This window comes from Actinomadura alba (genome assembly GCF_014323705.1).
Classification (GTDB): Bacteria; Actinomycetota; Actinomycetes; order Streptosporangiales; family Streptosporangiaceae; genus Actinomadura_C; species Actinomadura_C alba.
Window position 1 is genome coordinate 20,769 of record NZ_JABVEC010000048.1, and the last position, 17,717, is coordinate 38,485.

The 17,717-nt window shown below is 72.0% G+C and carries 15 protein-coding genes; 4 read left to right on the forward strand and 11 right to left on the reverse strand.

The window, feature by feature from the left end; all coding sequences use genetic code 11:
* Nucleotides 1-2: 2 nt before the first annotated feature.
* The 3 genes from egtC to egtA are packed head-to-tail and all read right to left on the reverse strand — an operon-like array spanning nucleotide 3 to nucleotide 3,446.
* On the reverse strand, nucleotides 3-767 hold the full coding sequence (gene egtC / locus HKK74_RS35545) for an ergothioneine biosynthesis protein EgtC (protein WP_187247813.1): 765 nt from the start codon (nucleotides 765-767) through the stop codon (nucleotides 3-5).
* Nucleotides 767-2,185: an ergothioneine biosynthesis protein EgtB gene (egtB, locus tag HKK74_RS35550; RefSeq protein ID WP_187247839.1), complete on the reverse strand. Its 1,419-nt coding sequence runs from the start codon at nucleotides 2,183-2,185 to the stop codon at nucleotides 767-769. The genes egtC and egtB overlap by 1 nt, the downstream gene beginning before the upstream one ends.
* On the reverse strand, nucleotides 2,157-3,446 hold the full coding sequence (gene egtA / locus HKK74_RS35555; RefSeq protein ID WP_187247814.1) for an ergothioneine biosynthesis glutamate--cysteine ligase EgtA: 1,290 nt from the start codon (nucleotides 3,444-3,446) through the stop codon (nucleotides 2,157-2,159). Before egtA ends, egtB begins: the two co-directional genes overlap by 29 nt.
* 194 nt (nucleotides 3,447-3,640) lie before the next feature.
* Between egtA and HKK74_RS35560 the strand changes: the two genes are divergently transcribed.
* The gene (locus tag HKK74_RS35560; RefSeq protein WP_187247815.1) at nucleotides 3,641-4,933 is read left to right on the forward strand and encodes an RNA polymerase sigma factor; all 1,293 of its coding nucleotides are present in this window, start codon (nucleotides 3,641-3,643) and stop codon (nucleotides 4,931-4,933) included.
* A gap of 96 nt (nucleotides 4,934-5,029) precedes the next feature.
* On the opposite strand, the gene HKK74_RS35565 is transcribed toward HKK74_RS35560, so the two are convergent.
* Nucleotides 5,030-5,689, reverse strand: coding sequence for a TetR family transcriptional regulator (locus HKK74_RS35565; protein WP_187247816.1), 660 nt, complete (start codon nucleotides 5,687-5,689; stop codon nucleotides 5,030-5,032).
* Between the two features lie 162 nt (nucleotides 5,690-5,851).
* Here HKK74_RS35565 and HKK74_RS35570 point away from each other — a divergent pair, with 162 nt between their 5' ends.
* Both HKK74_RS35570 and HKK74_RS35575 read left to right on the forward strand, forming a co-directional pair.
* Nucleotides 5,852-7,447 (forward strand): MFS transporter, encoded by a 1,596-nt coding sequence (locus HKK74_RS35570; RefSeq protein WP_187247817.1) that lies wholly within the window; start codon nucleotides 5,852-5,854, stop codon nucleotides 7,445-7,447.
* A gap of 121 nt (nucleotides 7,448-7,568) precedes the next feature.
* On the forward strand, nucleotides 7,569-7,991 hold the full coding sequence (locus HKK74_RS35575; RefSeq protein ID WP_187247818.1) for a hypothetical protein: 423 nt from the start codon (nucleotides 7,569-7,571) through the stop codon (nucleotides 7,989-7,991).
* A 60-nt stretch (nucleotides 7,992-8,051) separates the two neighbouring features.
* On the opposite strand, the gene HKK74_RS35580 is transcribed toward HKK74_RS35575, so the two are convergent.
* From HKK74_RS35580 to HKK74_RS35600, 5 genes are all read right to left on the reverse strand, one after another.
* Complete coding sequence (locus HKK74_RS35580) at nucleotides 8,052-9,263, reverse strand: lipid-transfer protein (protein ID WP_187247819.1); 1,212 nt, start codon at nucleotides 9,261-9,263, stop codon at nucleotides 8,052-8,054.
* Between the two features lie 67 nt (nucleotides 9,264-9,330).
* Nucleotides 9,331-10,689 carry an OB-fold domain-containing protein gene (locus HKK74_RS35585; protein ID WP_187247820.1) on the reverse strand — a complete coding sequence of 453 codons (1,359 nt, stop codon included), beginning with the start codon at nucleotides 10,687-10,689 and terminating at the stop codon, nucleotides 9,331-9,333.
* A gap of 14 nt (nucleotides 10,690-10,703) precedes the next feature.
* A complete protein-coding gene (locus tag HKK74_RS35590) occupies nucleotides 10,704-11,876 on the reverse strand; it encodes an acyl-CoA dehydrogenase family protein (protein ID WP_187247821.1) in 1,173 nt (390 codons plus the stop codon).
* A complete protein-coding gene (locus HKK74_RS35595; protein ID WP_312882113.1) occupies nucleotides 11,861-13,195 on the reverse strand; it encodes an acyl-CoA dehydrogenase family protein in 1,335 nt (444 codons plus the stop codon). The genes HKK74_RS35590 and HKK74_RS35595 overlap by 16 nt, the downstream gene beginning before the upstream one ends.
* A complete protein-coding gene (locus tag HKK74_RS35600) occupies nucleotides 13,192-14,940 on the reverse strand; it encodes an AMP-binding protein (RefSeq protein WP_187247822.1) in 1,749 nt (582 codons plus the stop codon). Before HKK74_RS35600 ends, HKK74_RS35595 begins: the two co-directional genes overlap by 4 nt.
* Before the next feature lie 311 nt (nucleotides 14,941-15,251).
* Here HKK74_RS35600 and HKK74_RS35605 point away from each other — a divergent pair, with 311 nt between their 5' ends.
* On the forward strand, nucleotides 15,252-15,851 hold the full coding sequence (locus HKK74_RS35605) for a TetR family transcriptional regulator (protein ID WP_312882114.1): 600 nt from the start codon (nucleotides 15,252-15,254) through the stop codon (nucleotides 15,849-15,851).
* Between the two features lie 120 nt (nucleotides 15,852-15,971).
* Here HKK74_RS35605 and HKK74_RS35610 read toward each other — a convergent pair whose 3' ends face one another.
* Both HKK74_RS35610 and HKK74_RS35615 read right to left on the reverse strand, forming a co-directional pair.
* Nucleotides 15,972-17,000: a CU044_5270 family protein gene (locus HKK74_RS35610; protein WP_187247823.1), complete on the reverse strand. Its 1,029-nt coding sequence runs from the start codon at nucleotides 16,998-17,000 to the stop codon at nucleotides 15,972-15,974.
* Nucleotides 17,000-17,605: an RNA polymerase sigma factor gene (locus HKK74_RS35615; RefSeq protein ID WP_187247824.1), complete on the reverse strand. Its 606-nt coding sequence runs from the start codon at nucleotides 17,603-17,605 to the stop codon at nucleotides 17,000-17,002. The genes HKK74_RS35610 and HKK74_RS35615 overlap by 1 nt, the downstream gene beginning before the upstream one ends.
* Between the last annotated feature and the right edge of the window lie 112 nt (nucleotides 17,606-17,717).

Sequence of the window (17,717 nt, forward strand, 5' to 3'; positions counted from 1 at the left end):
CCTCACAGTGGCCGGATCCGTACGCCGGAGGCATCGGCCACTATCAGCGACCGATCCGGCAGCCTTTCCCATTCCGGGTCGTCGTCGTAGGGTTCGGACGCGATCACAACCTCCTGGTCGGTGGAACGGACGAATAGCGAGTCGCCCCAGGTCGTGGCGGCGAGCGTGGAGCCGTCGGCGGCCAGCACGTTGTAGCGGCCGGGGGCCAGCCCGGAGACGGCGACGACGGCGTCCGCCAGTCCCTCGCCGAGCGGCCGCCCCGCCCGCCAGCGCCGTACGGTCAGCGCGAACAGCAGCGCCGAGTCGACGGGGGCGCGGGCGTCCGGCATTCCGGCGAGATCACCCGCGAGCTCGCGCAGCTTGGTCTCCACCCCGGCGAAGCCCTCGATGACCCCGTTGTGGCTGAACAGCCTGCCGTCGGCGCGGAACGGCTGAGCGCAGGACTCGTCGACAGGGAAGCCGACCGTCGCCGACCGGATGGCCGCGACGACGCACGACGACTCGATCACCTCCGCCACCTCGTGGAAGGAGACGTCGGTCCAGATCGGCTGAGCGCGGCGGAACCGTCGCACCCGGTCGCCGTCGGGTGGCCGGCCTTCGCCGCGCGGGGGCGCGGCGAACCAGCCGACCCCGAAACCGTCGGCGTTCATCGTGTTGTGGAGGTTGTGCAGAGGGGCGTACGACTGGTGCTCGAGGGAGTGCGGCGGCGCGCACATCAACTCGTGCAACGTCCGGGGCGGCCCGAGGTAGCCGAGGTGGCGGCACATCAGCCGGCCTCCGGCCGGGTGATCCGGTGACCGGCGCCGGCGCCGGGCGGAAGGTCGCCGCCCACCGAGCGGGCGCAGCGGAAGCCCGCGAAGATCTGCCGGCGGATCGGATGGTCCCAGTTGCGGAAGGTGCTCCTGCCGACGCTCGGGTGCGTGGCCCATGAGCCGCCGCGCAGCACCTTGTAGCCGCCGTCGTGCGGCCCGGTGGCGCCGGTGAAGAAGACCTCGGAGTACTCCCGGTACGGGAACGACCGGAACCCCGGGTAGCCGCGGAAGTCCGAGGAGGTCCACTCCCACACGTCGCCGAGCAGTTGCCGTACGCCCTGCGGCGACGCGCCCTCGGGGTGCGAGCCGACCGGCGAGGGGCGCAGAAGGCGCTGGGCGAGGTTGGCGCGGGAGGCGTCCGGCGGCTCGTCTCCCCACGGGTGCCGGCGGGACCGGCCGGTGGCCGGGTCCCAGCGGGCCGCCTTCTCCCACTCGGCCTCCGTCGGCAGCCGCTTGCCCGCCCATCGGGCGTACGCGTCCGCCTCGTACCAGCACACGTGCTGCACCGGCTCGTCGAGCGGAACCGGCTCGATCCGGCCGAAGCGGCGCCGCAGCCACTGGCCGCCCTCGCGGAACCAGAAGCCGGGGGCGCGGCGGCCGGTGCGGCGACGCCAGTCCCAGCCGTCGGGGTGCCACCAGCGCTCGTCGTCGTAGCCGCCCGCCGCCATGAAGGCCAGATGGTCGGCGCACGACACCGGCGTGGCGTCGATGAAGTAGGCGGGCAGGTCCACGATGTGCCCCGGGCGCTCGTTGTCGAGCGCCCACGGGTCGTCCGAGGTGCCCATCTCGAACGGCCCCGCCTTGATCAGCACCTCCCCGCCGCCCGCACCGGGCCACGACTCACACTCTGGTTCCGCGGCCTCGGGTGGGTCGAGAAGCACGGGAGCGGCCTTGCGGAGCTGGTGGGTGGCGAGCATGGTCTCGTCGTGCTGGTGCTCGTGCTGTACGACCATGCCGTAGACGAATCCGCCGGCGGTCAGCGGATCGTCCGGCCGGAACCGTACGGTCGCCAGCGAGTCCAGCACCTTGTCGCGGACGGTCGCGATGTAGTCGCGGGCCTCGCGGGGCGCCAGCAGCGGCAGGGTCGGGCGCTCGGCCCGGGGGTGTTCGAACGCGTCGTACAGGCTGTCGATCTCCGGCCGCATCGGCTCGACTCCCGTCACGGCACGCAGGAGCCACAGCTCCTCGTAGTTGCCCACGTGCGCGAGGTCCCAGACGAACGGGGACATCAGCGGGGACACCTGGGCTGTCAGTTCGGCGTCGTCCAGCGACCGGACCGTCAGGCCGAAGCTGCGGTCGCGGACGGCGAGGAGTTCGGCGGCGATCAGCTCCTTGAGCGTGTCCTCATCGGGTTGCCGGGTGGTCGGCGGCACCGAAGGTCCTCCTCTGCGGTTGCGTTGAACGCGGGGACGTCGACGACCGGGACGTTGACGACGGGGAGGTCGACGACGGGGAGACGGTGAACGCGTCAGCGAGATCGAGGTCGTCGGCGGGGCAGCGCCCGCGCTCGACATAGCGCTCGGCGTACTCGACCACGATCGGCACGAGGGCGGCCGCGCCGAGGCGGGGAAGCGCCTCGATGGCGGCGGTGAAACAGCGCCGGGCCGCGGCGGCCAGCGCCGGGTCGGTCAGGGCATCCCCGACCGCCTCGCGCCAGCACCCTGCGATGGGCCGCGTCGCCTCCTCGGCGACCTCGGTAGCCCGCGGGTCGTCGAACAGTGCCGTCGCGACGGCCATCGGCACCGGCCAGTACGGGTCGGGCACGGCGTCGATCATCCGCAGCTCCAGCCAGCCGCGCGGGCGCACCGGCGGGAACAGCGTCGACAGGTGGTAGCTCAGATCCTGCTCGGTGGGCCCGCCGGTGGGGCCGCCCTCGGTGACCCACTCGCGAAAGCTCATGCCGGGGTCGCTGATCCAGTCACCGTCCGCGCCACGGATGAGCATGACCCGCGCGTCCAGGGCGTAGCGGCTCCACGCCTCGACCGGATCCGCTCCGGCCGGCACCGCCGTACGTCCCGCGTCGAGGCCGCTCCAGAGCGCCTGCCGCGTGGACCGCAGCCCGGTGCGGCGCCCGGCCCGCAGCGCCGAGTTGGCGAACGACGCCACCAGCACCGGCCCGAGAGAGTGCGCGAGGCGCCAGCGGCGCAGCGCGTCGTCGCGGTCCGCCCCGATGTCGAGACACACCTGCACCGACGCCGTGGTGCACATGGGGGCGAGGCCGGCCGCTCCGAAGTAGTCGCTCATGCACCGGTAGCGCGCGTCGGAGTTCTGCAGGAGCGGGCCCCGCAGCGGGTCGATGCCATGCCCGACGAGAACGACCCCGTGATCGGCCAGATGTGCCCGGATCAAAGAGAGATCGGCGGCCAGCGCCGAGTGCAGGGCACCGGGCCCGGGAAACGGCGCGGTGCTGAGCTCCAGCTGACCGCCGGGCTCATAGGTCACGCGGCTTCCGGCGGGCAGCGGCCCGGCCGCGTCCACAAGCGTGCGCAACCGGGCAAGGGGAACGTGGGCGCCCGGATCGGCGGAGTCGGCGACGAGCCACTCGGTCTCGGCTCCGACGGTGCCGGGCGGGCCGGTCTTGAAACAGACCCCGCTCACGTGCGCGTAGACATCATCAATGGTCAGCCGGGTCACCGGGACCCTCCCTTCGACATGGGCCCCAGACCATTCCCAGCTGAACCGGATCAATAATCACATACCACCCAAATGGATTTCGGGTGTTGGCTGCCCCGACACCTTCAGTGACATAACGTGGCGTATGCGCATCAGAGGGTGACTGGATTACCGATATGTCCCAGCTTGCACTAGTGTCCCTTTCACCCTGGAATGTGACTGCGCGTCAGGCGATCTTGGAGGTCACGGTGTACGACGGCCAGGAGACGGCGCGGCCCACCGCCACAGATCCGGAACGGAACCTGCGGGAACAGGCCCTTTACGACGCGCACGCGCCCCGCCTGTACGCCTACTGCTGGTCGCTGGTCGGCGACGACGCCTCAGAAGCGCTGAAGGACACGTTCGCGGCCGTCGGCCGCCTCGGCGAGCCGCGCGGCGGCGAGCTGCTCTGGCTGTACGCGCTGGCCCGCACCGCCTGCCTGCGCCGCGGCGGGCTCGACCCGGCGTTCGGCCGGGCGCACGACCCCGACCCGCTGCGCCGGGCCGCCGGCCGCCTGCGCACTGTGCACCGCGAGGTCCTGGTCCTCTCTGCGGGCGACCGGCTCGACGCCCCCGACATCGCCCGGCTGCTCGGCGTCGCCACCGACACCGTGCGGCAGCTGATTCAGACGGCCGGCGCCCAGCTGGAACGCGCGGTCCTCGACGCGCTCATGCACGAGCCGATGTCGGCCCGCCACGACGACGTCATCGCGGCGTTCGAGAAGGGCCGGCTGCCGGAGCTGCTGGCGCGCCGGGCTCCGGCTCAGCCGCCCGCGCTGCTCCGCGCCGAGGTGCTCCCCTTCGCCGGCCCACCGGTCACGCCGTCCCGGCCGCTGCCCGACACGCCGCCCGGCACCGCTCCGCTGCCGGCGGTCTCGCCGCAGATGCCGCTGGTCGTGATCGGCACACGCACCACGGCCACGACGGGCTACTCCGCCGGCCGGCGGACCAGGAGGATCGCCCAGACCGCCGGGCTCGCGGCGGCCGCGGCCGCCGCGGCCGGACTGTTCGCCGCGTGGCCCTCGTCCGGCGGCGATTCACCGAGCGACCAGACGGCGATGGCCCCGAGCACGAACGGATACTCCGCGTCGCTGGCCTCGACGCCGGACTACCCCGGGGCCGACCCGGGGAACACGGTGGCGGCGCCCTTCTCGCACGTCCCCGGCATCACCCCGGTGCCGCAGCCGTCCTGGCCCGATGGCGCGGGAGGCGCGCCCAAGCCGGCATCGCCGAACGGCGACGCCCGGTCCACCGGGCGAGGCGCCACGCCGAAACCGGCCACCGTGCCGCCGCCGGTCTGGACACCTCCGGTGACCGCGACGCCGACACCGACGCCGACCGATCCGCCCAGCGATCCGCCGGAGACGCCGTCCGAGACGCCGTCCGAGACGCCGCAACCGACGCCGACCCCCTCGGCGGACCCCACGACGCCCGTGCCCGACGAGCCCGAACGCCCGGCCGTCGACTGACGCGCGCGACCCCGGATCCGCCGGTGCCCGGCGCGTCCGGGGTCGGAGGCCGAGGCCGGCCGAGCCGCTCCGGCAGGTCGGCGGGGAATGTGCCGGTCAGCCCTTGGACGGGTAGTTGATGCCCTCTTCGAGAAGGCGGAAGATCTCGGCGAGCACGTCCGAGAAGCGCTTGTCACCCGTGACGCCCATCGCCCACGCGTCGAAAGCGCTGCGGAAGGCGCACGTCGCGGCACCCGCCGCCACGTGGGGGCGCAGGTCGGTGCTCGGGTCGACGCCCATGCGCTGAGCGATCAGCCGGGTCAGGTCCGCCTGCTTCTTCTGGCCGTGTTCGAGGCTGCGCCCGAGCACGGCCGGGCTGCTCTCCATCATCTCCTGGATGCACACGAACCGCTCGGGGTCGAAGCCGAACGCTCCGTCCTCACAGGCCCGCAGCACGCTCACGCATGTCTTGCGCAGCGCGGTCATGACCGGCTCGCCGGCCGGCCGAGCGAGGAGTTCCTCGAGCACCGCCGCGAACTGCTCCTCCTGGAAGGTCAGGACGACTTCCTCTTTCGAGGCGAAGTAGCGGAAGAACGTGCGCGACGAGACGTCGACGGCGTCAGCGATCTCTTCGACGGTCGTCGCGTCGAAGCCCTTCTCCTGGAACAGCTCGAACGCGGCCTCGACCAAGGCCTCGCGGGTACGCCGCTTCTTACGCTCCCGGCGGCCCTGATGGTCGGCCCGGGGCGTCTCGTGAACAGCCGCCGTCGGAGTCATGGCCGAAGTGTAGCCGCGAAGTCACCACCTGACAACGGTCCTGCAATGACTTTTGTCGTGATGTGCATCATGTCTCAGAAAGACGCAAGTCGTTTGACGACAACTGTCAGGCCATGACAGTTTGGCCTCTTGAATCTACGACAGTCCCGCATGGAGGCGAACATGTCCGAGCCCTCGACCGTCGCGGTCCTGGACAAACCACGGCCGAAGGCCCCACCACCGCGAAGCGGGCACGGCCACCCCTGGCTGACGCTGATCGCGGTGGCACTGGGCGTGATGATGGTCGGTCTGGACGCCACCGTCGTGTCCATCGCCAATCCGGCCATCGCCCGCGATCTGAACGCCGATCTCGCCGGTCTGCAGTGGGTCACCAACGCCTACCTCCTGGCCCTGGCCGTGACCCTCATCCCGGCCGGCAAGATCGCCGACCGGTTCGGCCGGAAGCGGACCTTCCTCGTCGGGGTGATCGGCTTCGCCATCGCCTCGCTGCTCATCGGACTGTCCAGCGGGCTCGGCATGGTGATCTTCTGGCGGGTGGTGCAGGGGTTCGCGGGAGCACTCCTGCAGCCCGCCAGCCTGGCGATCCTGCGCAACACCTTCCCCGCCGAACGGCTCAACGCCGCCATCGGCATCTGGGGCGCCACGGTCGGCATCTCGATCGCGGGCGGCCCAATCGTCGGCGGCGTCCTCGTGCAGCACGTCAACTGGGAGTCGGTCTTCTTCCTCAACGCCCCCCTCGGCCTGATCGCCCTCGCCGTCGGCTGGTGGGTCATCCGCGAGTCGCGTGACGAGGAGGCGGCCGGCTCGTTCGACGTGCCCGGCGTCGCCCTGCTGTCGAGCTCGCTGTTCGCGCTGGTCTGGGGGCTGATCAAGGCGGGCTCTTACGGCTTCGACGACGCGCTGCCGCTGTGGTCCTTCGCCGCCGCCGTCGTCCTGGGCACCGCGTTCGTCGTCAACGAGCTGCGGGTGAAGAACCCCCTGCTGCCGCTCGGCCTGTTCAAGTCCGTCTCACTGTCGGCGGCGACCGGGCTGATCGTGCTCGGCTTCTTCGCGATGTTCGGCACGATCTTCTTCATCACCCTGTACCTGCAGCAGGTGCACGGCATGAGCCCGGTCGACGCGGGCGTCCGGATGCTGCCGATGACCGGTGTGTTCATCGTGGCCTCCCCGATCGCCGGTGCGCTCACCGCGCGGTTCGGGCCGCGGGTCCCGCTCGTCCTCGGAATGGTGCTCACCTCGGTGGCGCTGTTCGGCCTGTCGAGGATCGGGGTCGAGGCCCCGTTCTCGGACCTGTGGCCGTGGTTCCTGCTCATCGGCCTGGCGTTCGGCTTCGTGCTCGTGGCCGGTACCGAGGCCATCGTCGGAAACGCGCCCGAGCACCTCGCCGGAGTCGCCGGCGGCCTGCAGCAGACCGCCTCGCAGATCGGCGGCGTTCTCGGCACGGCGGTCCTCGGCACCATCCTGTCCACGCGGGTGGGTGACGTGCTCGTCGGCCGGCTGACCGAGGCGGGTGTGCCCGCGGCCACCGCCCAGCAGCTGAGCGGCACGACCGAGTACGTGTCGCAGGGCGTGGCACCCGTACCGCCGGGCACACCGGAGCAGGCCGCCCAGGCCATCACGACCGGAAGCCACCTCGCCTTCATGGACGGCTTCCAGACCTCGCTCGCGGTCGCCGCGACCGTGGCGCTCGTCGCCGCCCTCGCCGCGCTGCTCGTCGGCCGCGGGCAGTCCCCAGTCGACGGCGGCGTCGCCGTATGACCGTCGGACACCGGCCGTCGGCCGCTGCCCGGCGGATATTGCAAGATCGCAAATAGGTGGCGGGGGCGGATCTTCGATCGGGGCATCCGCCCCCACCACCTATGCTCGATGGGATGCCGTCATGACCTCCGCGTTCGCTACGCCTCTGCCCCCCGATGACTCCCATCAGAACCTTTCCCTGCCGGAGAGCGGCTGGGAACTGCACATCGGCCGGGGCCCTCTTCTGCGACCCGCCCTCGAGGTCCACACGTTCCACGGCCTCGTCGACGTCGCCGTCGCCGGAGGCTTCGACGAGCCGCTGGTGCGCGGCGCTCTGCGCGGTCGCCACATGACGCGCCGGTGGGCGCTCGCCTGGGGGCACCTGCCGTCCGGCGCCGCAGACGTGATCGTGGACTTCCGCGCCAGGCGCGGCTCCATGCGGGTGACGGCCACCCGCGTCGCCGGGGCGTTCTGGGTCGCCGAGGCGCCCGGGAGCTTCCACTCGGCGATCGTCGCGGCCGGGCGGTCGACCATGCGCGTCCGCCTCCACCGGCACCGGCCTTGATCACATCCGCGCGCCCGGGGACCACGGCGTCCCGCGGGCGCCGGTGCCGTCCACGGCGGCTCAGCCGCGGGTGAGGACCAGACCGCTGGTGGGCACTCCGGTGCCCGCCGTCACGAGCACGTTCTCGACGTCGGCGACCTGGTTGACGGCGGTTCGCCGGATCTGGCGCGCGCCTTCGGCGATCCCGTTCATTCCGTGGATGTAGGCCTCACCCAGCTGACCCCCGTGCGGGTTGACCGGAAGCCGTGCGCCGAGTTCGATGCCGCCATCCCTGATGAACTCCTTCGCCTCACCTCGCGCGCAGAAACCGAGCTCTTCGAGCTGGATGAGCACGAACGGTGTGAAGTGGTCGTACAGGATCGCGGTCTGGACGTCCTTCGGGGTCAGCCCGGACGCGCGCCACAGCCGGTCCCCGACCCGGCCCATCGCGGGCAGGGTGGTCAGGTCGCCGCTGTAGTAGTTGAACATCATCATCTGGCCGGGGCCCGTCCCCTGGGCGGCGGCGCTGATCACGGCGGGCGGATGGGCCAGATCGCGAGCGCGTTCGGTGCTCGTGACCAGTACGGCGACGCCGCCGTCGGACTCCTGGCAGCAGTCGAGCAGGCGCAGCGGGTCGACGATCCACCGTGAGGCCTGGTGCTCTTCCAGCGTGATCGGCCGCCCGTGGAACCATGCCCGGGGATTGGTGGCGGCGTGCCTGCGCATCGCCACCGTCACCCGGCCGAAGTCCTCGCTCGTCGCCCCGTACGCGTGCAGATAACGCTGCGCGTGCATCGCGACCCACGCGGCCGGGGTGGCGAACCCGAACGGCACATGCCAGGAGAACTCGAGGCCGGTCGAGGTCGCGCCCCGCTGCCCGCCGGTGGCCTGGCCGAACCGGTGACCGGATCGCTCGTTGAACGCCCGGTAGCACACCACCGCCCGGGCCTGACCCGTGGCGACGGCCATCGCGGCGTGGGCCACCGTGCCGCAGGCCGCGCCGCCTCCGTAGTCGACGCGGGAGAAGAAGCTCAGGTCCTCGATACCGAGCTCACGCGCGACCGCGATCTCGGAGTTGGCGTCCTGGGTGAAGGTCACCAGGCCGTCGACCTCGGCCGGCCGCAGACCCGCGTCGCGGATCGCACCGTGGCAGGCCTCGACGGCGAGTCGCAGCTCGGACCGGCCGGACTCCTTGGAGAACTCGGTCGCGCCGATCCCCGCGATCGCCGCTCGGCCGCCGAGCGCCCCCGTCGTCGTCGCCCCCGTCGTCGTGGCCGTCGTCGTCGCCGTCATGGTCACCGTCCTCCGGGTCGCGGGCGTCCGGCGGCGGCCGTCGCCCCGCCAGGCGGCGTCATGGTCATCACCGGTCCCTGAGCCGTACGGTCGCGACGACGTGCTCGCCCCGGGCGACGGCGCCGCGTACCTCGACCGCCCCGTCGTCGGTGAGCCGGCCGGTGAGCGTGAGGGTGTCGCCCGCGTAGGCGGGCACGCCGAGTCGTACCGCGATGCCCGCCGGCTCGGCGTCGGGCAGTGCCTCGGAGACGAAGCGCTGCACCAGACCCATCGTCGTGAGGATGTTCAGGAAGATGTCCTTGGCGCCTTGGGCCCTGGCCAGCGCGACGTCATGGTGCACCGGCGTGAAGTCGCGGGTGGCGAGTGCCGTCGCGATCACGAACGTCGGCGTCAACGGGATCTCGATCGAGGGCAGGTCGTCCGGGCCCGCGCCGCCGTGCTCGTCGGAGGCGTCGGGCGCCGCCCCCTCCACTTCGTCGTCCTCGTCCGGTGGTTCGCGGTCCGCGGGGATCCACTGCGGCAGCGTGAGCCCGTCGTCCAGGCGTTCGAAGACGAGCCGCACGGGCATCCCGATCCGTACGTCCCCGGGCGGACAGCCGATCACGTTGCCGACCATCCGCACGCCCTCTTCCAGCTCGACCAGCCCGACGACGTACGGCCCCGTCCGGCCGGGCACCGGCGGATGGTGGTGCACAACATAGCTGTGCAGCTCACCGCGCCCGCTCGCGACCACGTGGTCCCGGTCGAGCGCATGGCAGTGCGGGCACATCGGGCCCGGCGGATGCCGCAGCCGCCCACACGCGCCGCACTTCTGGACGCGCAGCTCACCCTCGCGCACCCCGTCCCAGAAGAACCGGGTGTCCGGCCCGATCATCGGCGCGGGCGGACCGACCTCGGCGGCCGGGTTCGGCGCGGCGGCGCGCTCGGGCGGGCGGAACTTGAGGACGCGGAAGAGCATGCCTGCGACCCGCTCATCCCGCTCGTCGTACCAGGTCTGGTGCCACGTCACGAAGTAGCCCTCGCCCAGCGCGGTGCGCTTGGGGCCGGTGATCGAGCCGAACCGCAGGGTCGAGCGCAAGTGCTCGCCATGGCGCAGATACCGGTCGTAGGTCTGCTCGCAGTTGGTCGCGACCACGCCAGTGCAGCCGGCCTCATCGAGCAGGCCCAGGAGCCCGTCGACGACCGACCCCGCCTTCCGCGCGCCGAGGCCCTGCATCGACCAGACCTGGATCATCGCCGGCGGCGCGACCCCCGCGTACAGCGGATTGCCGTCGCCGATCGCCTGGGTCCAGTTGCGGATCATCGCGGGGTCGACCGGGTCGGGGCAGGGCGGGGCGGCCACCTCGCCCTCGGCGGCGAGCGCCTCGGCGAGCGCCGGCAGCCGGTCGTGCACCGACCCGGCCTCCTTCCCGACAGTGGCCGTCATGGGGCTGGGCGGGCTCAACGCGGGGCCCGGGGCAGGCCGAGGCCGATCATCGCGATCAGCTCGCGCTGGATCTCGTTGACCCCGCCGCCGAACGTCAGCACGATCGCGCCCTTAACGCCGTGGTCGAGCCGCTCGACGAACGCGGCCGTCTCGGGGTCGCCGGGATCGCCGAAGCGGGCGAGCGTCTCACCGACGATCCGGCCGACCTCCTGCATCCGCTCCGAACCGTAGATCTTGGTGGCGGACGCGTCCGCCGCACCCAGCCAGCCGAGGTCCATGTTCGCGGCGACCTGCCAGTTGAGGAGTTCGTTGACGCGCAGGTAGGCGTGCACCCGGGCGACCGCCCGGCGCACGGCGGGCTCTTCGATCAGCGGCCGCCCGTCGCCGCCGCGGGCGTTGCGCGCCCAGCGTTCGAACCGGTCGTAGGTGTGCCCGATGTTGCCCGCCGGGCCTAGCGTCACGCGCTCGTGGTTCAGCTGGTTGACGATGAGGTCCCAGCCCCTGTTCTCCTCGCCGATGAGCATGTCCGCGGGTACCCGGACGTCCTGGTAGTACGTCGAGTTCGTGTGGTGCCGGCCGTCCATGGTCACGATCGGCGTCCACGAGAAGCCGGGGGCGCGGCAGTCGACGATGAGCATCGAGATGCCCTTGTGTTTCTTGGCCGCCGGATCAGTGCGCGCGGCCAGCCACACGTAGTCGGCGTAGTGCGCGCCCGAGGTGAAGATCTTCTGCCCGTTGACGACGTAGTGATCGCCGTCGCGGACCGCCGTCGTCCGCAGCGAGGCCAGGTCGGTGCCGGCGCCCGGCTCGCTGTAACCGATCGCGAAGTGGCACTCGCCGCGCAGGATCCTCGGCAGGAAGAACGTCTTCTGCTCGTCGGTGCCGTACTGCAGGATCGTCGGTGCCACGGAGTTGAGCGTGATGATCGGGTACGGCACCTCCGCACGTGCGATCTCGTTGGCGAAGATCTGCTGCTCCATCGGGCCATAACCGCGGCCGCCGTACTCCACGGGCAGCGCGACGCCGAGCATGCCGTCCCGGCCGAGGCGCTTGCAGTGGTCCATGTACGGCGCCCCGAAGGGATCGCGCGCTATCTCTTCGCGCTGCTCCTCCGGCAGGCAGTCCCTGAAGTACTCCCGCAGCTCGGCACGGAGCTTCTTCTGCTCATCGGTCAGGTCAATGAACATGTGTCTCCCTGCCTCGCTCCGCTCGGCGGCTCGGTCCGCTCTTGAGGCGACGGCTTCCCTCGTCGCTCGGTCGTTCGTTCCTCACTCCCTCGCTCCTCAGTCCAGCCGCCGCCGCGGCCCTCGCGGTCCTCTTCGAGCCGATCATTCGCTGGGCCCTTCGTCCCCAGTCCCTCCCGGGTGGCGATGAGGGCGCCCAGGCTGTCGAGCTGGGCCTCGGCGCCGCCGAGCAGATGCGCGTAGTGCTTGCCCCAGGCGAAGAACCGGTGCAGCGGGTACGTGACGTCCAGGCCGATGCCGCCGTGCAGGTGCTGGCACGTGTACAGCGCCTTGAGCACCGGGTCGCAGGCGTTGTAGGACGCGACCGTCAGAACCTCGTCGGCCTCGTCCGGCGACTCGTCGAGCCGCCAGACGCCGGCCCACATCGCCACGTCGAGCGAGCGCTTGGCGATGTAGACGTCCCCGATCTGCATGGTCACGGCCTGGAACTGCGCCAGTTTCCGCTCGAACTGTTCGCGGGTCTTGACGTACTCCGTGGTGAGCCCGAGCGCGCCCTCGATCACCCCCGACACGGTGGCGGTGGCTCCCGCGCGGGCGAACCGGCAGAGCGTGCGGTAGGCCGAACCCGGATCGGCGTCGGGGCCCCCGAGCAGCGCGTCCGCGCCGACCCGGACGCCGTCGAGGCGGATCCGCGACATCGGCTCGCCGGTGGCGGAGGGGTGCGGGCTCAACGCGACGGCCCCCGGCTCGACCAGGAACACCTCGACGGCCGTGCCCGTCCTGGCGGGCACGAGAATGTGCGACGCGACCTCCGCGTACGGCACGAAGGTCTTCACCCCGTCGAGGACGTGGGAATCACCGTCCCGCCGCGCCGTCGTCGCCGTCCCGCTCGCGCCGGGCTCGCGGACCGCGCCGGTGAGCACGGTGTCGCCCGCCACCAGTGGTTCGAGCAGTTCCCGCTGGCCGGGGGTGCCGTGCCGCGCAATCGGCATGGCGCCGAGCGCGAGGGCGGCGAACGCCGGTATGGGGGCGACGTGCGCGCCGATCTCGCGGAGCACGACGGCCAGCTCGACCGCGCCGAGCCCGGCTCCGCCCACCTCTTCGGGCAGGCTCACCCCGAGCAGGCCGGACCGGGCGAGCGACGCCCAGAGCGCCCGATCGAAGGGCTCGCCGCTCCTCTCGTGTGCCTCGAGCCGGTCGCCGGCCGCCTCGCGGGCGAACAGCCCGGCGGCGAGCCCCCGCAGTTCCCGCTGGTCCTCGTCGAGGTCGAAGCTCATCCGGAGGCTCGGCTCGGAGGCCTCGCCCGGCACCGCAGAGTTCACCTGTCCGCCTCTTCCTGGGCATCGCCTCGGTCCGCGAGCAGGTGCAGACGGCCGCGGCGGTCGAATTCCTCACACAACCGGGCCGCGTCGCCCGCCGTCATCCGGCGGTAGACCGGCTCACGGCCCGGCCGCCACCAGACGGGGTCGCTCGTGCGCCAGCCGATCTCGGCGAGCCGGCGCTTGAGCACCTTGCTCGAGGCGGTGGTCGGGAGCTCGGCGGTGACCCGTACGTAGCGCGGCACCCATTTCGGGCTCAGGTCCGTACGGTCGCGCAGGTACTTCGTGAAGTCCTCGGGGTCGAAGTCGCCGACCACCGCCGCCATCACCTGGTCGCCCGAGGCGACGTCGGGGACGCCGTACACCGCGAGCCGCCGTACGCCGGGTGCGGTGGCGAGCGCGCGCTCCACCTGGACGCTGCCGAAGTTCTCCCCGTCCACGCGCAGCCGGTCGAGGGACCGGCCGACGAAGAACACGTGGCCGTTCGCGTCGGCGTAGGCGAGGTCGCCGCTCCAGAACATCCCGTCGCGCAGCCGGTCGGGGGCGTCCTCGTTGTAGTAGCCGTCGAACAGCCCCAGACCACGGGTGTTGACGAGCTCGCCGACGGCCTCGTCGGCGTTGAGCAGGCGGCCCGCCTCGTCCAGACGTGCGGGCGGGCACTCGGCGCCGGTACTCGGATCGAGCACCTTGACCCCCTCGGGCAGCCGGCCGAGGGCACCGGGCGGGCCGGACGGGTCCGGCGACACCGAGATGGCCGTCTCGGTGGAGCCGTACGCGTCGACGACGACGCAGCCGAACCGCTCGGCGAACGCCTTCTGCTCCAGCGGCGCGGCCTCGTTGCCAAAGGCCACCCGCAGCGGGTTGTCGGAGTCGTCGGCGCTCTCCGGCGTGCCGAGGACGTAGGAGAGCGCCTTGCCGACGTAGTGCACGTATGTGCATCCGTACTGGCGTACGTCCGACAGCAGGCTGGAGGCGGAGAAGCGGCGGCGCAGCACGAGACGCGCCCCGGCGGCCAGCGCGGGGGCGTACGCGGCCATGACGGCACCGGAGTGGAACAGCGGCATCGGGCAGTACACGGCGTCGTGCCGACCCAGCAGCCGCCCGGCCAGATTCTCGCCGGGCACCGTGACCTTGCGGTGGGTGACACGGACCGCGCGGGGCCGCCCGGAGGTGCCCGAGGTGAAGATCAGCATCAGCAGCGAGTCATCGGCGATCGCGCGCACGTCGGGCAACGGCGCGTCCGCGTGGGCGGCGAGGCGCTCTCGGTAGGCGGCGCCGTCGGCGTCGAGCACGGTGACGCCGGACGCTTCCGCGGTGCCGTCCCCTGCGGCCGCCTCACGGCGGTGGTCGCGCACGCCCTCGGCGAGGGCGAGGTGGCGGGCCTCGGCGACGAGGAGGTCGCAGTCGGCCCGGGCGGCGTCCCCCGCCAGTTCGGCGGCACTGCGGGTGGTGTTGAGAGCGACGATCACCGAACCCGACAGCGCGGCGCCTCCGAGGAGGAACACCAGCTCGGGCACATTGTCGAGCAGCACCCCCACGTGCAGCGGCCGCGTACGCGACGGCTCGTGCGGTTCATGACCAACCCGGCCGGCCGCGGCCGCGCTGCTCATCCACCCGGCCCGCACCGCGCACTCCCGGACCACCTCGCGCCATGTCCACATGCCAGGTCCGGCGCCCGCCGCGTCAGCGCACTCGAGCCCCGGACAATCGTCGGCGGCACGCGCCAGCAGTTGTGCCGCCACGGTCATCGCGTCCCCACCCTCCCGAAGTGCCGGCACCGACTCAGGCGAAAACTAGAACAGATTCTAGTCACTGTCCAGCGTTCCTGTCGCGGCCGGATGACCATGCGTCACCCAGCATGAACGGCTCTGCCATCGGCGGATCGGCCGACGCGTGCCGTCCCGACGAGGCCATGGGATAACGCGTTCTCGTCATGGTTGTAGGCTTTGGGCAGGGCGACCACAGCGTTGTGTCCGACCCACGGACCCGGAGGCCCGCCGCCCCCGACCACGACATGGCACGGCAGGGGACGCCGCGCCCCCGCACGAGGGATCCAGACGTGACCGTAGAGCCGACAGTGGCCGGCCGGCAGGGTGTACGCTCCCGCGGCCAGCACGAGCGACGCAAGCGCATCGTTCAGGCCGCCGCGGGACTGGCCTCGCGCGGCGGGGTCGAGAAGATGCAGATGCGCACCGTCGCCGATCGCGCTGGGGTGGCGCTCGGCACGCTGTACCGCTATTTCCCGTCAAAGATGGACCTCGTCGTCGCCGTGGTCAGCGAGGAGCTCGACGCACTGGAGGGCAGCCTCGACCGGCGCCCGCCCGGCGCCGGTACGCCTTCGGGCCGCGCCATCGAGGTGCTCATGCGGGCCACCCGCGGTCTCATGCGCGAGCCGGAACTGGCCGACGCGCTCATCCGCTCACTGCTGTTGTCCAACGTCAAGACCAACTTCGGGGACCGGATGAGCGGGCTCCTGCTGCGCGCCTCGACCGGCGGCGACGTCGAGGTACCCGAGGACGATCGCCGCCGTACCCTCGTCGGCGCCCTGTCCAGCGTGTGGATCATGGAGATGATCGAGATGCTGCGCGGCCACGCCACCGGCGACGAGGTCCAGGCCCGCCTCGAAGTGACTGCCGACCGCCTGCTCGCCGACTTCTGACCCCGCCCCGATCTCACGGCCCCTGCCCGCCGAGCCACTCTGCCATGCGAACCTGTCCGCGGCCCCTAAGTAGGCGGCGCGGACAGGTTCGCATGGCAAATGGGCGGGACCAGACTCCTGTCAGGAGGGGCGTTGACCCGGCCTGTCGACGATGCCGGCCCCCACCCGCACCACATAGATCTGCACCGTGCCCCGCTTCACGTGCATGGTGCGGTCCAGGCCCTTGTTCGTGTGGCTCTTGATCGCGACAGACCGCTCACCGAGGTAGCGATAGGTCTTCCGGTCCAGCAGCACCTCGATCCGCAGCCAGCCCTCCTGTACCCGGCCGACCGCCAGCGCGGGGCGGCCGCCGGCGTCCACCCCGCCGGTCACGAGCGTGACGCCGGGGATCGTCTTCATCGTGCGATAGATCGCGGCCTCCACACTCGCGGGAAGCACGCTGTTGCGGAGAATCGTGTTGAACAGGTTGAACGCCATGGACCACCGTCCCTCGTCGGTGTCCCCGCCGAGCCCGCCCATCGTGTCGTCGGCCCACCGCAACAACGCCTCCGGTTCGGTGGGCAGCGTGGACAGGGTCGGGTAGTCCATCGGCGGTGTCAGCGGACCGGGTTCGGTCTGCACCTGCACCTTGCCGTTCTCCATCCATGCCGACTGCTTGCCGTCGGCCCGCCGCCAGAGCCGCTCGACCCGCGTCTTGAGCGGGCCACCGGTCGCCACCCCGCCCGGCCCCTGTGCGGGTGACGTGTTCCTGTTCTCGATATAGGTCCACTGATCGGGTCGTGGGGCGGTGAACGGCCGCGCGTCGGCCGCGGCGGCCGCCCGGTCGAGGGCTTCTGCGGCGTTGGCCACCGGTCCCGCGGGAATGCCCGGCACGAACGGCTTCCGCCGGCCCTGCGCGTCGGTCCCGCCGAGGTTCTGCGCGACGGTCACCCCGGCCGCGATCGCCACGGCGAGCGCTCCGATCGCCACCAGCCGTACGCCCGTGCGCGGAAGCGGAATCGGAATCCGTAGGCGCCGGCGCGCCCGCCGCGGTGCGCGGCCCGCACCCCCGGCACGGGCCAACAGGGCCGCGCGGGCCTCCGCGCGGGCGGTGTCCGCCGGCGCGTCAGGCGTGCCCCACCCCTCACGCAGGGTCTTCAGATCGTCCATCACGCGTCCTCTCCGACGGTTGTTGGGTCGGCGCCGCCGAGCGCGGCGCGCAGTTTCCGCCGTGCCCGGTGCAGCCGTGATCGAGCCGTGCCGGCCGGGATGGCGAGCGCCTCGGCCGCCTCGTCGCCGCTCAGCCCCGCCCAAGCGATGAGGAGCAGCACGTCACGGTCACCGGGGGCTATCGCGGCCAGCGCCGCCGCGAGCCGTCCTCGGGTGGCCTCGGCGTCGAGCCGTACGACCACCCGGTCCGCGTGCCCGTCGACGGTGTCGTCCAGGCCGACGCGGGCGAGCGCCTTGTACTGGCGGCCCTCGGCCCGGCGGTAACGGGCCACGAGGTTCGAGGCGATCCCGTACAACCAGGGCCGTGCCGACGAACGGGCGGCGTCGTACCCGCCGCGCCGGTCGAAGGCGACCAGAAAAGTCTCGGCCGCCACGTCGTCGGCCAGGCTCGGCCCGAGCCGCCGCGCCACGTAACCGTGGATCTCGGCGTAGTGACGGTCGAAGATGGCGGCGAAGCGCTCCGGCTCGCGCTCGGACAGCCGGATGATGTCGGCGTCGGTCTCGCCGCCGCCCGGATCGCTCAGCGCACGTATCACAGCCGCCATTTGCGACTCCGTTGGCTCAATGTCGTGCCCTCCTCGGGTGGGTCGTCACCCCTCCTTCGCCGACACACCGTGACGCGTTCGCGGAACTCCACCGTCTGACGCCCGGCGGGCG

Bases quoted from the DNA above. Each gene is read 5' to 3' on its own strand.
- egtC (WP_187247813.1), bottom strand. From the start codon at position 767: ATGTGCCGCCACCTCGGCTACCTCGGGCCGCCCCGGACGTTGCACGAG.
- HKK74_RS35565 (WP_187247816.1), bottom strand. From the start codon at position 5,689: ATGACTCCGACGGCGGCTGTTCACGAGACGCCCCGGGCCGACCATCAG.
- HKK74_RS35570 (WP_187247817.1), top strand. From the start codon at position 5,852: ATGTCCGAGCCCTCGACCGTCGCGGTCCTGGACAAACCACGGCCGAAG.
- HKK74_RS35575 (WP_187247818.1), top strand. From the start codon at position 7,569: ATGACCTCCGCGTTCGCTACGCCTCTGCCCCCCGATGACTCCCATCAG.
- HKK74_RS35580 (WP_187247819.1), bottom strand. From the start codon at position 9,263: ATGACGGCGACGACGACGGCCACGACGACGGGGGCGACGACGACGGGG.
- HKK74_RS35585 (WP_187247820.1), bottom strand. From the start codon at position 10,689: ATGACGGCCACTGTCGGGAAGGAGGCCGGGTCGGTGCACGACCGGCTG.
- HKK74_RS35590 (WP_187247821.1), bottom strand. From the start codon at position 11,876: ATGTTCATTGACCTGACCGATGAGCAGAAGAAGCTCCGTGCCGAGCTG.
- HKK74_RS35600 (WP_187247822.1), bottom strand. From the start codon at position 14,940: ATGACCGTGGCGGCACAACTGCTGGCGCGTGCCGCCGACGATTGTCCG.
- HKK74_RS35610 (WP_187247823.1), bottom strand. From the start codon at position 17,000: ATGGACGATCTGAAGACCCTGCGTGAGGGGTGGGGCACGCCTGACGCG.
- HKK74_RS35615 (WP_187247824.1), bottom strand. From the start codon at position 17,605: ATGGCGGCTGTGATACGTGCGCTGAGCGATCCGGGCGGCGGCGAGACC.